Origin of the sequence: Wolinella succinogenes DSM 1740 (genome assembly GCF_000196135.1) — a bacterium.
In the GTDB taxonomy this organism is placed as follows: domain Bacteria; phylum Campylobacterota; class Campylobacteria; order Campylobacterales; family Helicobacteraceae; genus Wolinella; species Wolinella succinogenes.
This window is the reverse complement of the sequence record NC_005090.1, coordinates 1,872,864-1,889,747: the sequence shown is the minus strand read 5'-3', so window position 1 is coordinate 1,889,747 and position 16,884 is coordinate 1,872,864. Positions and strand designations below refer to the sequence as shown.

Annotated in this window: 14 protein-coding genes; 8 read left to right on the top strand and 6 right to left on the bottom strand. The window is 49.9% G+C overall.

Translation table 11 applies throughout. The features are described from left to right. Positions 1-23: 23 nt before the first annotated feature. Both WS_RS09340 and WS_RS09335 read left to right on the top strand, forming a co-directional pair. The gene (locus WS_RS09340; RefSeq protein WP_011139772.1) at positions 24-971 is read left to right on the top strand and encodes an AAA family ATPase; all 948 of its coding nucleotides are present in this window, start codon (positions 24-26) and stop codon (positions 969-971) included. Then, the gene (locus WS_RS09335) at positions 968-1,792 is read left to right on the top strand and encodes a DUF58 domain-containing protein (RefSeq protein WP_011139771.1); all 825 of its coding nucleotides are present in this window, start codon (positions 968-970) and stop codon (positions 1,790-1,792) included. Before WS_RS09340 ends, WS_RS09335 begins: the two co-directional genes overlap by 4 nt. Here the strand turns inward: WS_RS09335 and WS_RS09330 are convergent. Then, positions 1,754-2,839: a hypothetical protein gene (locus WS_RS09330; RefSeq protein WP_041571907.1), complete on the bottom strand. Its 1,086-nt coding sequence runs from the start codon at positions 2,837-2,839 to the stop codon at positions 1,754-1,756. The genes WS_RS09335 and WS_RS09330 overlap by 39 nt on opposite strands. A 151-nt stretch (positions 2,840-2,990) precedes the next feature. On the opposite strand from WS_RS09330, the gene dnaE reads away from it, so the two are divergent. Genes dnaE through WS_RS09315 form a run of 3 tightly spaced genes read left to right on the top strand, consistent with a single transcriptional unit; the run spans position 2,991 to position 8,848 of the window. Next, positions 2,991-6,527 carry a DNA polymerase III subunit alpha gene (gene dnaE, locus WS_RS09325; protein WP_011139768.1) on the top strand — a complete coding sequence of 1,179 codons (3,537 nt, stop codon included), beginning with the start codon at positions 2,991-2,993 and terminating at the stop codon, positions 6,525-6,527. Next, positions 6,528-6,887: a translation initiation factor gene (locus WS_RS09320; RefSeq protein WP_011139767.1), complete on the top strand. Its 360-nt coding sequence runs from the start codon at positions 6,528-6,530 to the stop codon at positions 6,885-6,887. 23 nt (positions 6,888-6,910) lie between these two features. Beyond that, positions 6,911-8,848 carry a PAS domain S-box protein gene (locus WS_RS09315; protein ID WP_011139766.1) on the top strand — a complete coding sequence of 646 codons (1,938 nt, stop codon included), beginning with the start codon at positions 6,911-6,913 and terminating at the stop codon, positions 8,846-8,848. Here WS_RS09315 and WS_RS09310 read toward each other — a convergent pair. Beyond that, a complete protein-coding gene (locus WS_RS09310) occupies positions 8,820-10,526 on the bottom strand; it encodes an ABC transporter ATP-binding protein (protein WP_011139765.1) in 1,707 nt (568 codons plus the stop codon). The genes WS_RS09315 and WS_RS09310 overlap by 29 nt on opposite strands. A 96-nt stretch (positions 10,527-10,622) precedes the next feature. Here WS_RS09310 and WS_RS09305 point away from each other — a divergent pair, with 96 nt between their 5' ends. Further along, positions 10,623-11,474: a pseudouridine synthase gene (locus WS_RS09305; RefSeq protein WP_049770683.1), complete on the top strand. Its 852-nt coding sequence runs from the start codon at positions 10,623-10,625 to the stop codon at positions 11,472-11,474. A gap of 55 nt (positions 11,475-11,529) precedes the next feature. Then, complete coding sequence (locus WS_RS09300; protein ID WP_011139763.1) at positions 11,530-12,189, top strand: BUD32 family EKC/KEOPS complex subunit; 660 nt, start codon at positions 11,530-11,532, stop codon at positions 12,187-12,189. Here WS_RS09300 and olsF read toward each other — a convergent pair. The 4 genes from olsF to fliW are packed head-to-tail and all read right to left on the bottom strand — an operon-like array spanning position 12,179 to position 16,043. Beyond that, entirely contained in the window at positions 12,179-13,921 is a 1,743-nt protein-coding gene (gene olsF / locus WS_RS09295; protein WP_011139762.1) for a bifunctional ornithine lipid synthase OlsF, read from the bottom strand. The genes WS_RS09300 and olsF overlap by 11 nt on opposite strands. A 43-nt stretch (positions 13,922-13,964) precedes the next feature. Then, on the bottom strand, positions 13,965-14,867 hold the full coding sequence (gene miaA, locus WS_RS09290) for a tRNA (adenosine(37)-N6)-dimethylallyltransferase MiaA (protein ID WP_011139761.1): 903 nt from the start codon (positions 14,865-14,867) through the stop codon (positions 13,965-13,967). Between the two features lie 3 nt (positions 14,868-14,870). Next, on the bottom strand, positions 14,871-15,632 hold the full coding sequence (locus tag WS_RS09285) for a pyrroline-5-carboxylate reductase (protein WP_011139760.1): 762 nt from the start codon (positions 15,630-15,632) through the stop codon (positions 14,871-14,873). Next, a complete protein-coding gene (fliW, locus tag WS_RS09280; RefSeq protein ID WP_011139759.1) occupies positions 15,633-16,043 on the bottom strand; it encodes a flagellar assembly protein FliW in 411 nt (136 codons plus the stop codon). A 173-nt stretch (positions 16,044-16,216) separates the two neighbouring features. On the opposite strand from fliW, the gene WS_RS09275 reads away from it, so the two are divergent. Further along, positions 16,217-16,870, top strand: coding sequence for an outer membrane protein assembly factor BamD (locus tag WS_RS09275; protein WP_011139758.1), 654 nt, complete (start codon positions 16,217-16,219; stop codon positions 16,868-16,870). Positions 16,871-16,884 lie beyond the last annotated feature (14 nt).

Here is a 16,884-nt window from a genome sequence, read left to right as displayed (position 1 = left end):
ACGAGAGAAAGGAGGCTTTGTGAATGCACGAAGCAATCATCCGTCTCAAAAATGAGCTTCAAAAGGCTCTCATCGGTCAAGAGAGCGTGGTGGACGCGCTTCTTATTGGACTCTTCACGCAAGGCCACATCCTTTTAGAGGGAGTGCCGGGGTTGGCTAAAACCACAGCCATCAAGGCACTCTCACGAGCGCTTGGGCTCTCTTTGAAGCGACTTCAATTCACTCCTGATCTTCTTCCAAGCGATATTCTTGGTGCTGAAGTCTATAACCCCAAAGAGCGAGATTTTTATATTAAAAAAGGGCCGATTTTTGCCCATCTAATTCTCGCCGATGAGATCAATCGAGCTCCTGCTAAGGTGCAATCAGCGCTTTTAGAGGCGATGCAGGAGCGACAGGTAACGCTAGGTTCAGAGAGTTTTGTTCTCCCTGAGCCTTTTTTGGTTATGGCGACCCAAAATCCCATTGAGCAAGAGGGAGCATACGCGCTTCCTGAGGCTCAGCTGGATCGATTCATGATGAAGGTGGAGGTGGGGTATGGAAGATATGAGGAGGAGCTCTTAATCGCCCAAATTGGCTCTAAGAATCTATGGCAACAGCCTCGCACTCTGCTAGGAATCGAAGAGGTTATGCGTCTTGGAGAAGCGATACTAAGAATTCATTGTGATGAGGAGGTGGAGCGCTACATGGTGGATTTGGTTCAGGCCACCAGGGAGCCTGAGCATTATGGATTGCCCAAACTCAAAGAGAAGCTGCGCTATGGGGCGAGCCCTAGGGGGACGATCGACCTTTTCAAGGCGACCAAAGCGCTAGCCTTTTTAAAAGGCAAAGATTATGTCTCGCCCGTGGATGTGGCGGAGCTTTTGCTTCCCGTGCTGGGTCATAGACTCACCCTCTCCTACGCCGCCAAGGCGGAAGGAATCACGCCTAGATCGATTCTAGAGGAGGTGCTTGGAGCCGTGAAGATTCCATGAGGAATCACGCCCTCCATCGCCAAATCTCTCTGGAGAGCCAAGAGCTCTCCAAGCGACTTCGCTATTTTGGGGATCACCCTTCAGAAAGCTTGGGTGAAGGGGGTGAGTTTGCCGAGATGGCCGAGTATGAAGGGGGAGATTGGCGGCGCGTGGATGCTCATGCTTCTGCTAAGCTCAATCGCCCGATGGTGAGGCGCTCTTTTGCCCCCAAGGCGATTCCTGTGGTGATTCTCTTTTTGCCAAGCCTCTCGCTTCTTTTTGGTCAAGATCGATCCAAGCTAGAGCAAGCCGCCTATCTTGCAGGAATCCTCGCTTATTCGGCTCTTGGGCGTGGAGACAGGGTCATGATGTTTAGAGGGGTGGAGCCTCTTTGGCCTTGGAATCGAGACCCTTGGCGTGTTGAAACCTTCTTGGAGAAGATGCTCAAAGAGAATCTTCCTCCTCTTCCTCCGCCCCCTTCTATACTCCTCCCCGTGGTTTGGCGATTTTTAAGAGAGCCTTGCCTTCTCTTTTTGATCGGGGATTTTATCGAACCTTTTATCGGCTGGAAGAATCCTCCTCTGAGCGAAAGCTACGCCCTCATCGTGCGCGATCATCTCGAAGAATCGCCCCCGCTTTTGCCACTAGGAGCTTTTTTTGATCCCAAAGGAGAAGTGGTGGAGGGAGCGATGGAGGTCAAAGGGCGCGACTCATTCATGAGGTTGGTGGCCAGCGAAGATGAAAAAGAGTGGGAAAGACTCTATCAATCAGGAATCAAGCCCATCAAAAGCTACACACAAGACTCACCCCTGCTTGCCCTGCAGACCCTCTTTGGTCGCTAGGGCGTTATAGAGCCAGAAGGCAAAAAGAAGCAAAGAGAGGGGCGCTAGAGGGGGCAGGGTGTAACTTAAAGGGATAAGCCCCAAGACGAGTATCCAGTGGAGTGTGATGGAGGGAGTAGAGTTGAGCCAAGAGGGGAAATGTGCAAATCTAAGAAGAATCACAAGGCCCACTAGATTCCACCCATAAAGGGCGATGGATCGATGCCGCTGGCGAATGGCTTCTAAAGAGGGCAGGGGAAGTTCTGGATTTATGAGCTTAAGAATATAGGCGACTCCAGTGAGGGCAGAGAGGATTAATAGCCCCATTCCTGAGGTGAGGAAGTTTTTCCAAGGCTCTTTGGGGTTAACCCAAAGACGAGCCCCACTTAGCATCAAGACCAACAAGGTGAGCCAAAGAGCGATAAGAAGCTCAAGGAAGGGTGATTCGTAAAGAATAAAGAGAAAGAGGAGGCAAACTCCCCCAATGATTCCTGCGAAGGAGAGGCGGCTAAAGGTCTGGGGGAGTTTGGATGCAAAAGAGAAGAAGAGAGAGAAGCTCCAAAAGGACAAGGGGAAAGAGAAGGCGAGAAAGAGGAGGTTGAGCTCTAGCTTTTCCCAAAGGGGGAGATGGAGCCACGCATGATTGAAGAGGACAAAGGCTAAAAGAAGAAGGCTTAGACTCAAAAAAAGAAGGGCGGCAGCATGGAAACGCTCAGCCATAGGCGCTTCGGAGTCGAGCACTTTTTTGCCCCAGGAACCAAAGCGTTGCCAGCGAATTTTCTCAGAGATTCCCGCCAGAAGGAGAGAGAGAAGAAGGGCGGGCGTATAGTATTCCAAAGAAGCCAATAGGGCATAGCCAAAAGAGAGAAGCCCGAAGGTGAGGACTAGTTTAGAGGGTCTTTTTTCTCCTTGGGTGAAGAAGAGTAAAAGTGTGCCACCTGCGCAAAGATTCAAAAGGAAAATATGGAGTCTCTCCCAATGCACATCAGGGGCAAGGGGCCGTAAAAATCCTGCCGCCAATGCCATCCACATCACCCCTCCAAAGAGAATCTTGTAGCCTTGGCGCATATCCCCTCTTTTTGTTGTATATAGGCTAGATTATAGCGATAGAGTGCTTCAAAATAAGCTCTAGGAGTAGGTCTCTCTTTTAACCACGATTTGGGGGAAGGCGTATTAGAATCGCCAACAAAAGCATCCAAATATGGAAGGATCAAGGCGCATGAGCTATCCCTACACCCACCTTCATCTGCACACCGAATACTCCTTGCTAGATGGAGCCAATAAGATCAAGAGTCTTGCCAAAAAGGTCAAGCAGCTTGGTATGAGTGCCGTCTCGATGACCGACCATGGCAATATGTTTGGGGCGATTGACTTTTACACTGCGATGAAAAAAGAGGGAGTCAAGCCCATCATTGGAATCGAAGCCTATCTTCATAATAGCGATGAATTGGGAGACAAGAGCACCAAACAGCGATTCCATCTCTGCCTCTATGCCAAAAACGAGGTTGGCTACCAAAACCTCATGTATCTGAGCTCCATGAGCTTTATTGAGGGATTCTACTACTATCCGCGAATCAACAAAAAGCTCCTCAGAGAGCATAGCGAGGGGCTTGTCTGCTCTTCGGCGTGCTTGCAAGGAGAGGTGCAGTGGCATCTCAACACCAACAGCGAGCGTAATGTAAAATTTGGCGCCAAGGGGTATGAGCGCGCCAAAGAGGTGGCGTTAGAGTATCGAGAGATTTTTGGCGAGGATTTTTATCTAGAGATCATGCGCCATGGAATTGGCGACCAGCTCTTTATTGATGAGCCCCTTCTTCGCCTGAGCCTAGAGACGGGAATCAAGATCATCGCCACTAACGACACTCACTATCAACTCCAAGAGGATGCTGAGGCGCACGAGGCGTTCATGTGCATCGCGATGAACAAAAACTTCAATGATCCCAATCGCCTTCGTCATAGCGTTCAGGAGTTCTATCTCAAATCGCCCGAGCAGATGGAGGAGCTATTCGCCGATATTCCCGAAGCGCTTTTAAACACCCAAGAGATTGTAGAGAAGTGCAATTTGGAGCTTCATCTTGGCAACCCCACCCCTCCGACTTTTAAATTCACCGAGGATTACGCCAAAGCCGAAGGGCTTGATTTTCACACCGATGATGACTACTTTGCCTATAAGTGTCGTGAGGGATTAAAGAAGCGTTTAAAACTGGTTCCAGAGACTCGACATGAGGAGTATCGGGAGCGGCTAGAGCGAGAGATAGAGATCATCAACAAGATGAAATTCCCCGGCTATATGCTCATCGTTTGGGATTTTGTGCGCGCGGCCAAAGATCGTGGAATCCCTGTAGGGCCAGGGAGGGGAAGCGCGGCGGGAAGTTTGGTTGCCTTTTGCCTAGAGATCACGGATATTGATCCGCTCAAATACGCGTTGCTTTTTGAGCGATTCCTCAATCCTGAGCGGGTGAGTATGCCTGATATCGATATGGACTTCTGCCAGAGTCGGCGAGGTGAGATTCTTGACTATGTGGTCAATAAGTATGGTCGCTATAATGTAGCCCAGGTGATCACTTTTGGTACGCTTCAGGCCAAGGGGGTGATTCGTGATGTCGCCCGAGTGATGGGGATGCCCTATGGCGAGGCGGATGCGATGGCCAAACTCATCCCTGATGAGCTAGGAATCACGCTCAATGGCAAGGGCAAAGAGGGGACTCCTGATTATAAGGCGGGGGCATTTCAGAAAGAGCCCAAGATCAAAGAGCTCATCGATTCCAATAAAGAGGCTCGCAAGGTTTGGGAATTTGCGCTTCTTTTGGAGGGGCTCAAGCGAAACGCTGGAACCCATGCCGCAGCGGTGGTGATTGACAGCCAAAAAGAGCTTTGGCACAAAGCCCCCCTCTACAAGCCTAGTGGCGATGAGACGATTGCGACCCAATATTCGATGAAATACCTTGAAGATGTGGATCTTATCAAGTTCGACTTCTTGGGACTTAAGACGCTCACGGTGATTCGAGGGGCGATGGATATGATTAAGGTGCGCTATTCCAAAGAGATTGATTTTAACGCGCTGGATGTGAACGATCCAGCGGTCTATGAGACGATCCAGAGCGGTAACACCATCGGCCTCTTTCAAGTGGAATCCAAGGGGATGCAAGATCTCAACAAACGCCTCAAGCCCACCACCTTTGAAGATATCATCGCGGTGCTCGCGCTCTATCGGCCTGGTCCGATGGAATCGGGGATGTTGGATGACTTTATTGACCGAAAGCATGGCAAAGCCCCGATTCTCTATGCTTTTCCTGAGCTAGAGCCTATCCTCAAGCCCACCTATGGAGTGATTGTCTATCAAGAGCAGGTGATGCAGATCGTTCAGACCATTGGAGGTTTTAGCCTTGGAGGGGCTGACTTGGTGCGGCGAGCGATGGGGAAAAAGATCAAAGAGGAGATGGATCGCCTCAAAGGGGAGTTCGCCAATGGAGCAGAGAAGAGAGGGTTTGATCGCCAAAAATCCGAAGAGCTTTTTGATCTGATTGTCAAATTCGCTGGCTATGGATTCAACAAGTCTCACTCCGCCGCCTATGCGATGGTCACTTTCCAAACCACCTATCTTAAGACCTACTACCCCCACGAATTCATGGCTTCCCTTCTCACCTCCGAGCAGGACAACACGGACAAGGTCGTGAAGTATGTCGATGAAGCCAAGCGTCTAGGGATCAAGGTCCTTCCTCCTGATATTTCGCGATCTCTCCTGGAGTTTAGCGTGGCAGAGATTGAGGGAGAAAAGGTGATTCTCTTTGGGCTTGGAGCGATCAAGGGGGCGGGCGAGATCGCTCTTAGCAAGATTCTAGAGGAGCGCGCCAAAGCCCCTTTTGAGAATCTAGAAGATTTTCTTGGGCGAATCGATGCGCAAAAGGTGAACAAAAAAGCGCTCGAATCGCTCATTAAAAGTGGGAGCATGGTCGGTTTTGGCTACTCAAGGCGTGCGCTTTTGGAGCAGATTGAAGCGATCAATGAAGCCTCCAAGGAATCAGAGCGCGCCAAAAGGATGGCGGAAAATTCACTCTTTGGGGATAGCGAGGAGATGATTGTAGCGCGGGTGGAGATTGAAAATTTTGAAGAGTATCCCCTAAAGCGCCTCTTAGAGCTAGAGAAAGAGACGCTTGGCTTTTATGTCTCAGGCCATCCGCTGGATGATTTTCGCCCTGAGCTTGCCGAGGTGAACTACACGCTCTCCAGCCAGATGGAGCAGATTGAGGATGGGAGTGCAGCGCTCTTTATTGGTAAGGTTGAAGAGGTGACGACCAAATTCAGTAAAAAAGGGAATCGGTTTGGAATCCTAAACATCCTCGATCTGCATGGAAACATCGAAATGATGGTTTTTGAGCGGATGCTAGAGGAGCTTGAAAAGCTGGACAAAGAGCGCCCCATCGCCTTTAAGTGCCTCATCAACAAAGAGGGTGAAAACACCCGTTTGCGTGTGGAGAAGATCATGACCTTTGAAGAGGCGCGTGGGGCAAAAGTCGAGACCAAGATGAGCGTTCAGGATGTCTCAGGTGCGCTTGTGGCGGTTTTGAGTAGCGATGTGGAACCTGAGGTGATCGCGACCCTCCGAAGTGCGGCGATGGCGCATCAGGGCAAGCGCGAGCTGAAGGTGCTTTTGCGCGGCAAACTCCAAGAGATTGTGATGGTGACGGGATTTCATGTGCACACCAAGATCAAAGAGAGTCTTGGAGAGCTAGAGTGGATGGATGAGGTGGGCTAAATGAGGGGATTGGAGAATCTTCAAATTGGAGCCAAGCTTGGCGAGGGGTGGAGCGTGGATACGGTGTGCAAGGAGTGCGGAGAGCTGGAGAGTGAGTGCCGATGCCACGCTTTCAAAGAGAGAAGAGAACCCAAAGCGCACAAGCTCCACTTTCGCCTAGAGAAGCGCCAAGGCAAGAGCGTGACTTGCGCGGGAGAGTTCTTTTTAGAAGAGAGCGAGATGAAAGAGTGGCTCAAAAAGCTTAAGAGCTCGCTAGGGTGTGGTGGCACCTATAAGGGTGGATTTATCGAGCTTCAAGGCGAATGGAGAGAGAAGGCGCGCGCTTTTTTTGAAAAAGCGGGCTTTGGGCTGAAACGCTAAAAATAGGGCGCAAGGAGGGATGGATGTTTAGGGTGAAGGGAATCAATATTCTTTGCATGGAGGATGATCCTTTAGTGTTAAGCAGCGTGGCGCGTCACTTGCGCAAGCGCGGCTATGACACATTTGAGGCCAATAGCGGGAGCGAGGCGCAAAGAATCCTCAAAGAGCGACCCATCGATATTTTAATCGCCGATATTCGTATGCCTGACATGGGGGCTTTTGAGCTTATCTCGCGGGTGAGGGCGATGGGGCTTAGGCCTAAGATTTTGATTCTCACCGCCTATGAAGAGAGCGACTACTTTATTGAGGCCATTCGCTCTAAAGTGGATGGTTTTATCCTCAAGCCCCTCAACTTTGCCGCGATGGATATGCATGTGGATGCACTCTCCAATGAAGTTTATCACGAGCGGGAGCTCAAAGAGGTGAGTTTGCAGAGGGATAGGGTGCTTGATTCGATCAAAGAGGGGGTGTTGTGTCTGAACACCAAAGGTCAGATCACCTATGCCAACTCTCAAGCCTTGAAGCTTTTAGGAGGCTCGCTGGAGGAGCTCTATGGCAAGACACCCCAACACTATTTCACCCTAGAAAACACCGAAGGAAAAGGGATGGGAGAGCTCTTGGAGAGAGTGCTTTGTGGAGAATCGACCCTCCAAGAGGGGAGCGGAACGCTATATAAAAAGGAGCGATTCTTGGCGCATGTGGAGTTCACCCTCTCGCCTATTATCGACAAGGGAAGGATTCTTGGTGCAGTGGCGGCCCTTAGGGATGCGACCCTCAAGCATGAGAAAGAGAAGGAGCTTAAACTGCTCTCCCTTTTAGTGGAGCAATCTCCGGGCAATATTTTGCTCACCGACATTGATGGGAAGATTCTCTATGTCAATCGCGGTTTTGAAGAGCTCACCGGTTTTGACAGAGAGGAGGTGGTCGGGCTCACTCCTAGGATTCTCAAAAGCCAATACCATTCGATGGAGTTTTACCAACAGATGTGGAAGATGGTGAAGGAGGAGGGGCGTGTCTGGATAGGTGAAATGAAGAATCATCGTAAAAACGGTGAAGACTACTGGGTTTACCTCACTATCTATCCCATCAAGGATGAGAAAGGAAGCATCACCCACTTTGCAGGCATTGGCAAGGATATCACCGATAAAAAGGCCTATGAGGAGTATCAGCGAGAGTGCGAGGTGAAAATCGAAAGCGCTGTATTGGCTGAGACGGCCAAGAATCTAGAACGAGATCGCATTCTCTTTGAAAAACGACGCTTAGAGGATATGGGGAATCTTCTCAAGGATATTTCCCACCACTGGCGCCAGCCTCTCACAGCGATCTCGATTTTGGTGCAGAATCTCAAAGAGTTTGAGGAGCATGAGGGGTTTGACGAGGAGGAGTTCGCCAGTACAGTGGAGAAGGTTCTCTCTCAGGTGGAGGTGATGTCCAAGTCGCTGGATGGGTTTCGCAATTTCTTTAAAAGCCATGAAGCCCCCGTCTGCTTTAGGGTGAAAAAGATCATCGAGGAGATCTCTTTCATGCTTTTGGGGGAGATGCAGACCCATCAAATCACGCTGGAGATTCACGAAGAATCGCCCTTGGAACTCTGTGGACCTAGCGCTGGATTTAAGCAGGTGCTCCTAAGTCTCATCAAAAATAGCGTGGAATCGATCATTAAGCGGCGAGAACAGAAAAAGATCAAAGGGAAAATCTCCCTCCATTTACGCCAAGAGGGGGAGCAGAGTCTCATCCAAATCTATGATAATGGGATTGGAATCAAAGAAGAGGAGCGTGCCAAACTTTTTGACCCCTACTTCTCCACCAAGACTGAGAAACATGGTCGTGGAATGGGGCTTTATATTGGGCGCTCTATTTTAAGACAGGGCTTTGAGGGGGAGATATGCTATGAGAGCCCCAAAGAGGGAGAGGAGGGAGCGATCTTTACGATCAAAATTCCCGCAGACTCCCCTCTTTGAGCTGGTAGATTCGATTCGCTTTTTTGATCGTAGTGGGTCGGTGGGCGATGATGAGTGCCGTGGTGTCACGAAGGTGTTCTAAGAGCAGATCGTGCAGGCGCTCTTCAGTCTCTAGATCAAGCGCTGAAGTTGATTCATCAAAGATGACAAACTGAGGCTTAGCCAGAATCATTCGCGCAATCATCACTCTTTGGCGCTGACCGCCTGAGAGCCTCGCTCCAAGCCTACCTAAAGGCGTCTCTAGTCCCTCTTTGAGAGAGGCGATAAAAGGGGAAAGCTGGGCGATTTCGATCGCCTTTTGGATCTCCTCTTGGGGGCACTCCTTGCCTAGAGTGAGATTGAAGTGTAGGGTGTCATTAAAAAGCCTAGGCTCTTGAAGCAGCAAAAAGACCCGCTCTCTAATGGCCTCAAAACCAAGCTCTTGAGTGTTCTTGCCATTGTAGAGAATCTCACCCTTAAGCGGTGAGCAGAGCCCCACCAAAAGATGAGCCAGTGTGCTCTTGCCTGAACCAGAAGCTCCAATAAGAGCGACCTTCTCTTTGGGTTTAATCTCCATGCTCAGCCCCTCAAAGAGGAGAGGTGAGTCGGGAAAGGCAAAGGAGAGATTCTTCACCTCCAGATGGAGGGGCGAGAGGGGGAAGGAGGCTTTAGCCTCCAAGCGCGTGCTCTCTTCGGGGAGATCCAAAAGCTCGTTGATTCTTCCCAGCGAGGCTTTGGCGTTGTAGTAGGCGTATTGGGTGGAGATGAGCTCTTGGATGGGGGTCATCATAAACCAAAGATAGCCAAAGACGGCCAACATAAGGCCGATAGAGAGGTCGGAGTAGGCAACCATGAGAATGCTAGCCGCACGAAAAATCTCATACCCCACTAAAAAGACCGTTCCTGAGAATCGAGCCGCCGCTTCGCTCTTCCATGCATACTCCTCTCCGACTTGGCGAACTCGATGCGCCTCCTCTTTGATCTTTCCAAAGAATCGCTCACTCAGGTTGTTCACGCGAATAGGGGCGAGCAGGAGGAATACCTCTTCAATCTGTGCCTGAAATGACTCGATGGCGCGATTCTCTTCTTTTTTGATGAGCCCCACCCTCTGCCCGATGCGTCGACTCGCCAGCACCACTAGGGGGTTAAGGAGCAGGATAAAGAGCCCCAGCCAAACATGAATAAAAAGGAGCACCACGCCAATACCCAAGAGAGAGAGTAGCGCGAGCAGGAATCGACCGCTAGTGATAGCAATGAAGCTATCAATCGTCTCTAGGTCATTAATGAGGCGCGAGGAGATATTCCCTCCTCCAAGGCGCTCAAACTCAAAAATAGAGCTTCTCTGGAGCTTCTCTAGCACTTTTTCTCGAAGCTTTAAGGTCACCTCTTTGGAGAGGTGGGTGAAGATCTTGTATTGCCAAATATGAAGACCGAAATAGGCAAGGCGCAAAAAGGTGACGATCAAAAGCACCATCCCCACATAAAAGAGAATCGGCGCATCGGCGTAGAGTGGAGAGAGAAGATTTGTAAGCCATCCTTTTTGTCCCAAAATCACCTCATCCACCAAGAGGGGGACAAAAAGGGGCGTGGGAATGGAGAGCGCAAGCGCAAGCAGAGCCACCAAATAGCCCGCCAAAATTGAGCGGCGATGGGGCCTTAGGAGCGAGAGAAGAGTTTTTATATCAAGAGAGTTGGGCATGAGCCTTCCTTAGGGGAGCCTTTGGACTGGGGAATTCTAGCCATGAAGCGCTTTTCCAAGGATAAAATGGGTAGAATCGACCCAAAGGAGCCAACTATGCGACTCAACCAATACATCTCCCACCACTCTAAGTACTCTCGCCGTGAGGCCGATGAGCTGATCAAGGCGGGGCGCGTCAATATCGAAAAGCGAAAGATCGAGAATCTCGCTACACAAGTCAAAGAGGACGAGCGTGTCTTTATCGATGGCAAATTCCTCAAAGAGAAGAGCGAGGAGAATTACACGGTGATTGTCTATCACAAGCCCAAAGGAGAGCTAGTGACCAAGAGCGACGATCGAGGGCGAAAGACGATCTATGATTCTCTACCCAGTGGATTTAAACATTTCATTCCTGTAGGGAGGCTCGATTTTGCTAGTGAAGGATTGCTCTTGCTCACCGATTCTCCAAAAGTCGCCAAGGCGCTCATGGAGAGTGAATTAGAGCGCGTCTATCACCTCAAGATCGACAAGCGCGTGAGCCCTGAGATGATCAAAGCGATGGAAGAGGGGCTGGTTTTGGAGGATGCGAGTGCGGGGGGGCATGAGAAGAGTGAGATTAAAAGCATGAGTTTTTCACCTTTTGCAGGCTTTGAGGTCGCCAAAGATAGCCCAACTCACTCCAAGATCAAGGTGGCTATCAAAGAGGGGAAGAATCGGGAGCTTCGCCGATTCTTTGCCCATTTTGGAGCCAAGGTGCTTGATTTGAAGCGAGTGAGCTATGGGTGGGTCTCGCTCAATGCGCTGCCTGATGGGAAAAATCGCTATCTCAATCGCAGCGAATACAACAAGCTTCACGCATTCATGAAAGAGCTTCAAAAGAGCGAAGAAAAAGAGAAAAAACCTAGAAAGGCAAGCTATAGAAGCGCTACAAAAAGCGATTCTGCGCGAGCTCCAAGAAAAAAAGGGTAAGCGCATCTTCTCCTTTGAATATCAAGGGAGAAAAATTTGGATTAAACAGGCAGCCTTGGGGGAGATTAGCTCTTGGCATGCGCTGCTTGCCCTCTTGCATCTTTTGACGGGAAATCCTCTGTTGGCTCCCACGGTGGTGAGAGACCCCAAAGCCTCCTTGGCGCACGAGGTGCACCGTCTTAAGGAGTGGGCGGCTCTAGGGGTGAATGTTCCTAGAGTGCTTTGGGAGAGCGAGGAGGCGATCGTCCTTGAGGATAGCGGGCAAGCTCTTCTAGGGGCTCTTGAGTCTGATGGAATCACCAAAGCAGAGAGAGCCACTATTTTGGAGCAGGCCTCAAGGCAACTAGCCGATTTGCACAACCAAGGGCTCTATCACTCTAGGCCAGCCATTAAGGATATGACACTTAAAGAGGGGAGGGTCTATCTGCTTGATTTTGAAGAGGATTTAGAGGGAGCGATGGAGGCGCATAAAGCCATCGTGAGGGATGCAATCCTCTACCTGCACTCTCTTTTTCGCTCTCTTAAGCGAGCCTCGGATGCAGAATTGGCGGCTAGAGCCTACGCTCAAAGGGCGAAGCCAGCCCTTTGGAGGGAGATTCTTGGGTATGCTAAAAAATACTATCCACTCCTTTGGCTCTTGAGACCATGGGGGAGTTTGCTTGGCAAAGATGCCAAAGCGACTCTTTATCTCTTAGAGGCGCTCCCTAGGCTTTAGCCTCTTCAGGGGCTGATTCTCCGTAAATGTATCGCTTTTTTTTGCTCTCTTTGATCTTGGACACCTCAATCACAATGAAGCCATCGATGCAATTTTCAAAGTCAGGATCCACCCCAAAGTCAAAAAATTTCACCCCGCCCTCTTCGCATAGTTCACTATATTGCTTGTAGAGCGTGGGGATGGAGAGATTGAAGTGGGAGAGATTCTCCTTGAGGATTTTGAAATCCTCCTCATAGCTCCCTCCGCTAAACATCGCCTCATATTCGCTCTCCTCTTGCCGGGTGAGAAGATAGCGATTCTTGGAGAGGACGAGTCCTCGTGGGCAACCAAAATAGCGCTTATAAAAAAAGATAATCATCTCTCTAGCGACCCTTGGATAGCTTGCGCTCAGACTCACGGGGCCAAAGAGATAGCGAGTGTTGGGATACTCTCTCAAATAGGCTCCAATTCCAAACCAAAGATAATCTAGGGCGCGAGTTCCCCAAAATTTTGGTTGCACAAAGCTTCTTCCAAGCTCAATAGATTGATCAAAAAGGTAGCCCGAACCCTCTTGATAATCAAAAAGTGTCTCGGTGTAGAAGCGCTCTCTTTGGGGGAGGGTTTTGAGATAGTCGCTCTCGCCCACGCGATAAGCCCCCACAATCTCACGCTCTTTCTCATCCCAAAGAACGAGATGACGGTAGTGAAAATCAAACGAATCGATATCAAGCCGCTTGCCCGTTCCCTCTCCGACTTTGCGGAAAGAGAGCTCTCTTAAGCGCCCAATCTCTCGAAGTAGAGGGGTTTCACTCTTGCAGTCGGCTAAATAGATGCTCTTAGAATCGCGTGTTTTTCCAAGGCGCAGCGAGCGATGGAGCTCTTTTTCCACCTCAAGGCGGTCTTGGGCGCGGATGAGACATTTTTGGGTGTTGAAGACCCCCTTTTTGCCTTTGCCAATGGCATAGAGGTGCTTTTTGAGGAGGTTGAGCTCATTTTTGGCTTTGATCTCAGGGAGGATGAGGTTTTCGTAGGGAATCATCTCGCCCACTTTGATTCGGATGCTTTTGTCCCGTTTGTTAAACATCTCATAGGCCAAAAGAAGCGCCGCTAAGGGTTTGTAGATCATGGAGATGGCGTAGAAGAGCCAAGAGTTGCGCCCGTGGATGTAGAGAGGAAGAATGGGGGCTTGAGCCTTTTTGGCAAATCGCAAGAAACCCTCTTTCCATTTTACATCCTTGATTCCTGAGGGGCGAATCCTAGAGACTTCGCCTGCAGGAAAGATGATGATCGCCTCTTCGTTTTTGAGGGATTGCATGATCAGCTTCACCGATTCTTTGGCGCTTTTGTTGGTGACATTGTCAATGGGGAGAAGCGTGTTTTTAAGTGGCTCAATTTTAAAGAGGAGTTCATTGGCCAAGATTTTCACATCGGGGCGCACGCTCCCAATGAGGCTGATGAGTGAAAGAGAATCAAGTGCTCCAAGGGGATGGTTGGATATAAAGACCACTTTGCCACTCTCGGGGATGTTTTGGAGGCCTTCATTGTCCACATGGTAGCGGAAATTGAAGTGCTCTAGTACCGCATTGGCGAAGCTCACCCCTTCGAGGTGCGAATTTTTGGCGATGAATTCATTGAGGCGATCTTGATAAAAAAGCTTCTTAAAAAGTGAAACGAAGGCTCCCGTGAAGAATCGAGGGTAACTAGCGAAAAATTTAGGATAAGCCCCTTTGAGGGCACTCTCAAGATCGATCATGCAAAACTCCCAGTAGTTCTATCACCACTCTAGCATAGAGCGATTACGATTTTGTTATTGTATGACAAATCTCCTCAAAGAGCCTAGGGGCTTCTAGGTGCCTGATGGAGGTGAATTGGGTTTTGTTGAAGGTGGTTTGACGCTTGGCGAGCTGGGCGGTGTGGGTGGAGATGAGGGGGGTGAGCTCTTCTTTGGAAATCTCACCATCTAAATAGGCGAGTGTTTCAGCGATTCCTATGCTCTTCATCGCCTGAGGCTCGCGAGTGTAGCGCGATTCGAGTTGACAGACTTCATCAATGAGCCCCGATTCTAACATCTGTTCCGTTCGCTCTGTGATTCTTTGACGTAAAAGCTCTCTCTCTAGGGTGAGCTCATAGATTTTGAGATCATGGCCTAGGGGCTTGGGGGGATGAGTCTCAAAAAAGAGCGAAGGAGAGAGGCCGCTCCCTAGGTAGATCTCCCATCCTCGCCTTAATCGATGGAGGTCGCTGGGGGTGATGCGAGAAGTGTAGAGAGGATCGATCTTCTCAAGCTCTTTGAAGGCTTCCCTTCGATTTTCCAAGACCTCTTTGAGCCACTCCTTGGCAGAGGGATCAAGCGTGGGAGCGGGGGAGAGCCCCTCAATAATTCGCTTGAGGAAAAAGCCCGTTCCTCCGACTAGGAGGAGGGCTTTTTTGCCTGCTTGATTGGACGCCTCTAACGCCTCTTCAAAAAGGTGGGCAAAGAGGGCAGCATTGCTTGGCTCATTGGGGGTCAAAAGATCAATTCCAAAGTGACGAATGGACAAAAGCTCTTCTTTGGAAGGCTTGGCTGAGGCGATATTGATCTCTTGATAGATGGAGAGGGAATCAAGGGAGAGGATGAAGCACTCAAGCTCTTTGGCAAGTCTCAATCCAAGAGCGCTTTTACCCGAAGCACTCGCGCCTAAAATGGCAAAAATTTTCACGGTTTAGAGTTTTTTGGCTTTGAGCAGGGCGGCGCGAACCGCCTCAATGAGGATACCTCGAAGCCCTTTAGATTCTAAGAGCGCGAGCGCCTCGGCGGTCGTGCCTCCTGGAGAGGTGACCTCCTCCTTAATGAGGGCAGGATGGCGATCTTCCAAAAGGTCGGCAAAGCCTGAAAAAAGCCCTTGGGTGAGCGCTTTGGATTCTTCTCTGGAGAGTCCCTCTCGCACCCCTGCATCCATCAAAGCCTCCGCCATCAAGGCCAAATAGGCAGGACCGCTTCCCGCTAAAGCAGTCGCGGCGTCAATTTTAGATTCTTTGTCTAGCCACAAAGAGGTGCCAAGAGGCGCAAAAATCTCACTCGCCAAGGCTTTGAGGCTCTCATCGCCACAAAGAGCGGTGCAGGAACTTCCCAAAGAGGCGGCCATATTGGGCATTGCGCGAATGTAGCTTTGGGCGGGTATCTTCTCGCGCAGGCGCTCTATGGAGACTCCTGCCAAAATGGAGTAGACGCCCTTGGCTTCTCCGCTAAAAGAGAGCTCGCTTAGGGCGTAGGGTTTGACGCATAATAGCAAGTGTCTATCGGTGATATCTAGGGGTGAATCGTGGGGAAAGAGAGGGGAGGCGTTAAGGCCATGCAGGGCAATCAATTCCTCGATTTTTTGGGGGTTGCGCCCCGTGATCTCTAGGGGGAAGCGGCCGCTTAGACCTTTAGCGATGGCCAAGGCCATTTTGCCATAGCCATAAAGGGTCAAGGTGGGGGGCATCTAGGCCTCTTGTGTGGGCGTGGAATCGGAGTTGAAAAAGGAAGAGATGGTCTCAGCGAGTCCATAGGCAGGATATCGATGGCTCTCTAAGACGAGCTGACCCATGGTGTGGTTATCAAAGTTGAAGATGACGGGAGCTAGGAAATTGACGGTCGAGCTCTCTAGGGGCGTGTGAATGATCATGATATTAAGGACTAAGAGATTGGTGTTCTCCTTGAGGTCAAGAAGCACCTTCATCGCCAAGGGAATCTCAAAATCATACTCCCGCAGCAGGAAGGGATTCACCAAGGTGAATACGGGAGAATCGGCCTCGGCATTTTTGAGCTTCATAAAGAGATCGTCAATCTTTTCCAGCCTCATCCCTCTAACCGACTCAAAACCGAGTATGGGAGATTTTACTTCAAACTCCATCAATCATTCCTTCCAAAGCGCAGGGGTCAGCGGCAAAACTGCCTGAGTCATCGGGTCATTTTATCGAATTACGCTATAAAAAGCAATTTTTCCTAAGGTCGGAATTTATGAAAGCATAACAATCGAGAGGCTATAATCCACCCCTATTATAGAACCAATAACAAAGGAGTCCGATGAAGCCGCTCGTCAATCTATCCCTCGCCCTAGCCTTGGCGCTCACCTTTTGGGGTTGCTCTCAAAAGAGCGATGAGGCCAAGGAGTATAACAAGCCAGCCGACTACTGGTATCAGAGGATGCTCCGTGAGATTAGGGCGAGCGATCTGGAGAAGGCGGATGATATGTTTGCCTCTTTGCAGAGCGAGCACATCAACTCTCCTTTGGTTCCTGAGGCGATGCTCATCTTGGGTCGAGCGCACATGGATGATCGAGAGTATGTTTTGGCGGAGTTCTACTTCGAGGAGTATTTGAAGCGTTTTGGAACGAGTGAAAACGCTGATTTTATCGGCTATCTTAAGCTTCAAGCCAATTTTTTTGCCTTCTCTAGGGAAACGCTCAATCAGCAACTGCTTCTTGATTCGATTGATGAGGTGGAGGAGTATATTAAGAAATACCCCTACTCTCGCTACAAGCCCTACGCCGATACGATGCTCTTAAAGCTCCATCTTGCCAATCTCCATCTCAACAAAGAGATTGCTCGAATCTACACCATCCAAGGCAAGGAAGAGGCCGCTGAGAACTACAGGGAACGCTTTAAGCACCACTGGCTTAAAGAGATCGTCTCCAAGGAGCCTGATATGCCTTGGTATCGACAGCTTTTCAACTGGTAAATTTTTAGAGGAGA

Coding starts and splice junctions, on each gene's coding strand:
- fliW (WP_011139759.1), bottom strand. CDS start 16,043: ATGGAGTTTGAAGTAAAATCTCCCATACTCGGTTTTGAGTCGGTTAGA.
- WS_RS09305 (WP_049770683.1), top strand. CDS start 10,623: ATGCGACTCAACCAATACATCTCCCACCACTCTAAGTACTCTCGCCGT.
- dnaE (WP_011139768.1), top strand. CDS start 2,991: ATGAGCTATCCCTACACCCACCTTCATCTGCACACCGAATACTCCTTG.
- WS_RS09315 (WP_011139766.1), top strand. CDS start 6,911: ATGTTTAGGGTGAAGGGAATCAATATTCTTTGCATGGAGGATGATCCT.
- WS_RS09330 (WP_041571907.1), bottom strand. CDS start 2,839: ATGCGCCAAGGCTACAAGATTCTCTTTGGAGGGGTGATGTGGATGGCA.
- olsF (WP_011139762.1), bottom strand. CDS start 13,921: ATGATCGATCTTGAGAGTGCCCTCAAAGGGGCTTATCCTAAATTTTTC.
- WS_RS09320 (WP_011139767.1), top strand. CDS start 6,528: ATGAGGGGATTGGAGAATCTTCAAATTGGAGCCAAGCTTGGCGAGGGG.
- WS_RS09310 (WP_011139765.1), bottom strand. CDS start 10,526: ATGCCCAACTCTCTTGATATAAAAACTCTTCTCTCGCTCCTAAGGCCC.
- WS_RS09335 (WP_011139771.1), top strand. CDS start 968: ATGAGGAATCACGCCCTCCATCGCCAAATCTCTCTGGAGAGCCAAGAG.
- WS_RS09285 (WP_011139760.1), bottom strand. CDS start 15,632: ATGCCCCCCACCTTGACCCTTTATGGCTATGGCAAAATGGCCTTGGCC.
- WS_RS09275 (WP_011139758.1), top strand. CDS start 16,217: ATGAAGCCGCTCGTCAATCTATCCCTCGCCCTAGCCTTGGCGCTCACC.
- WS_RS09340 (WP_011139772.1), top strand. CDS start 24: ATGCACGAAGCAATCATCCGTCTCAAAAATGAGCTTCAAAAGGCTCTC.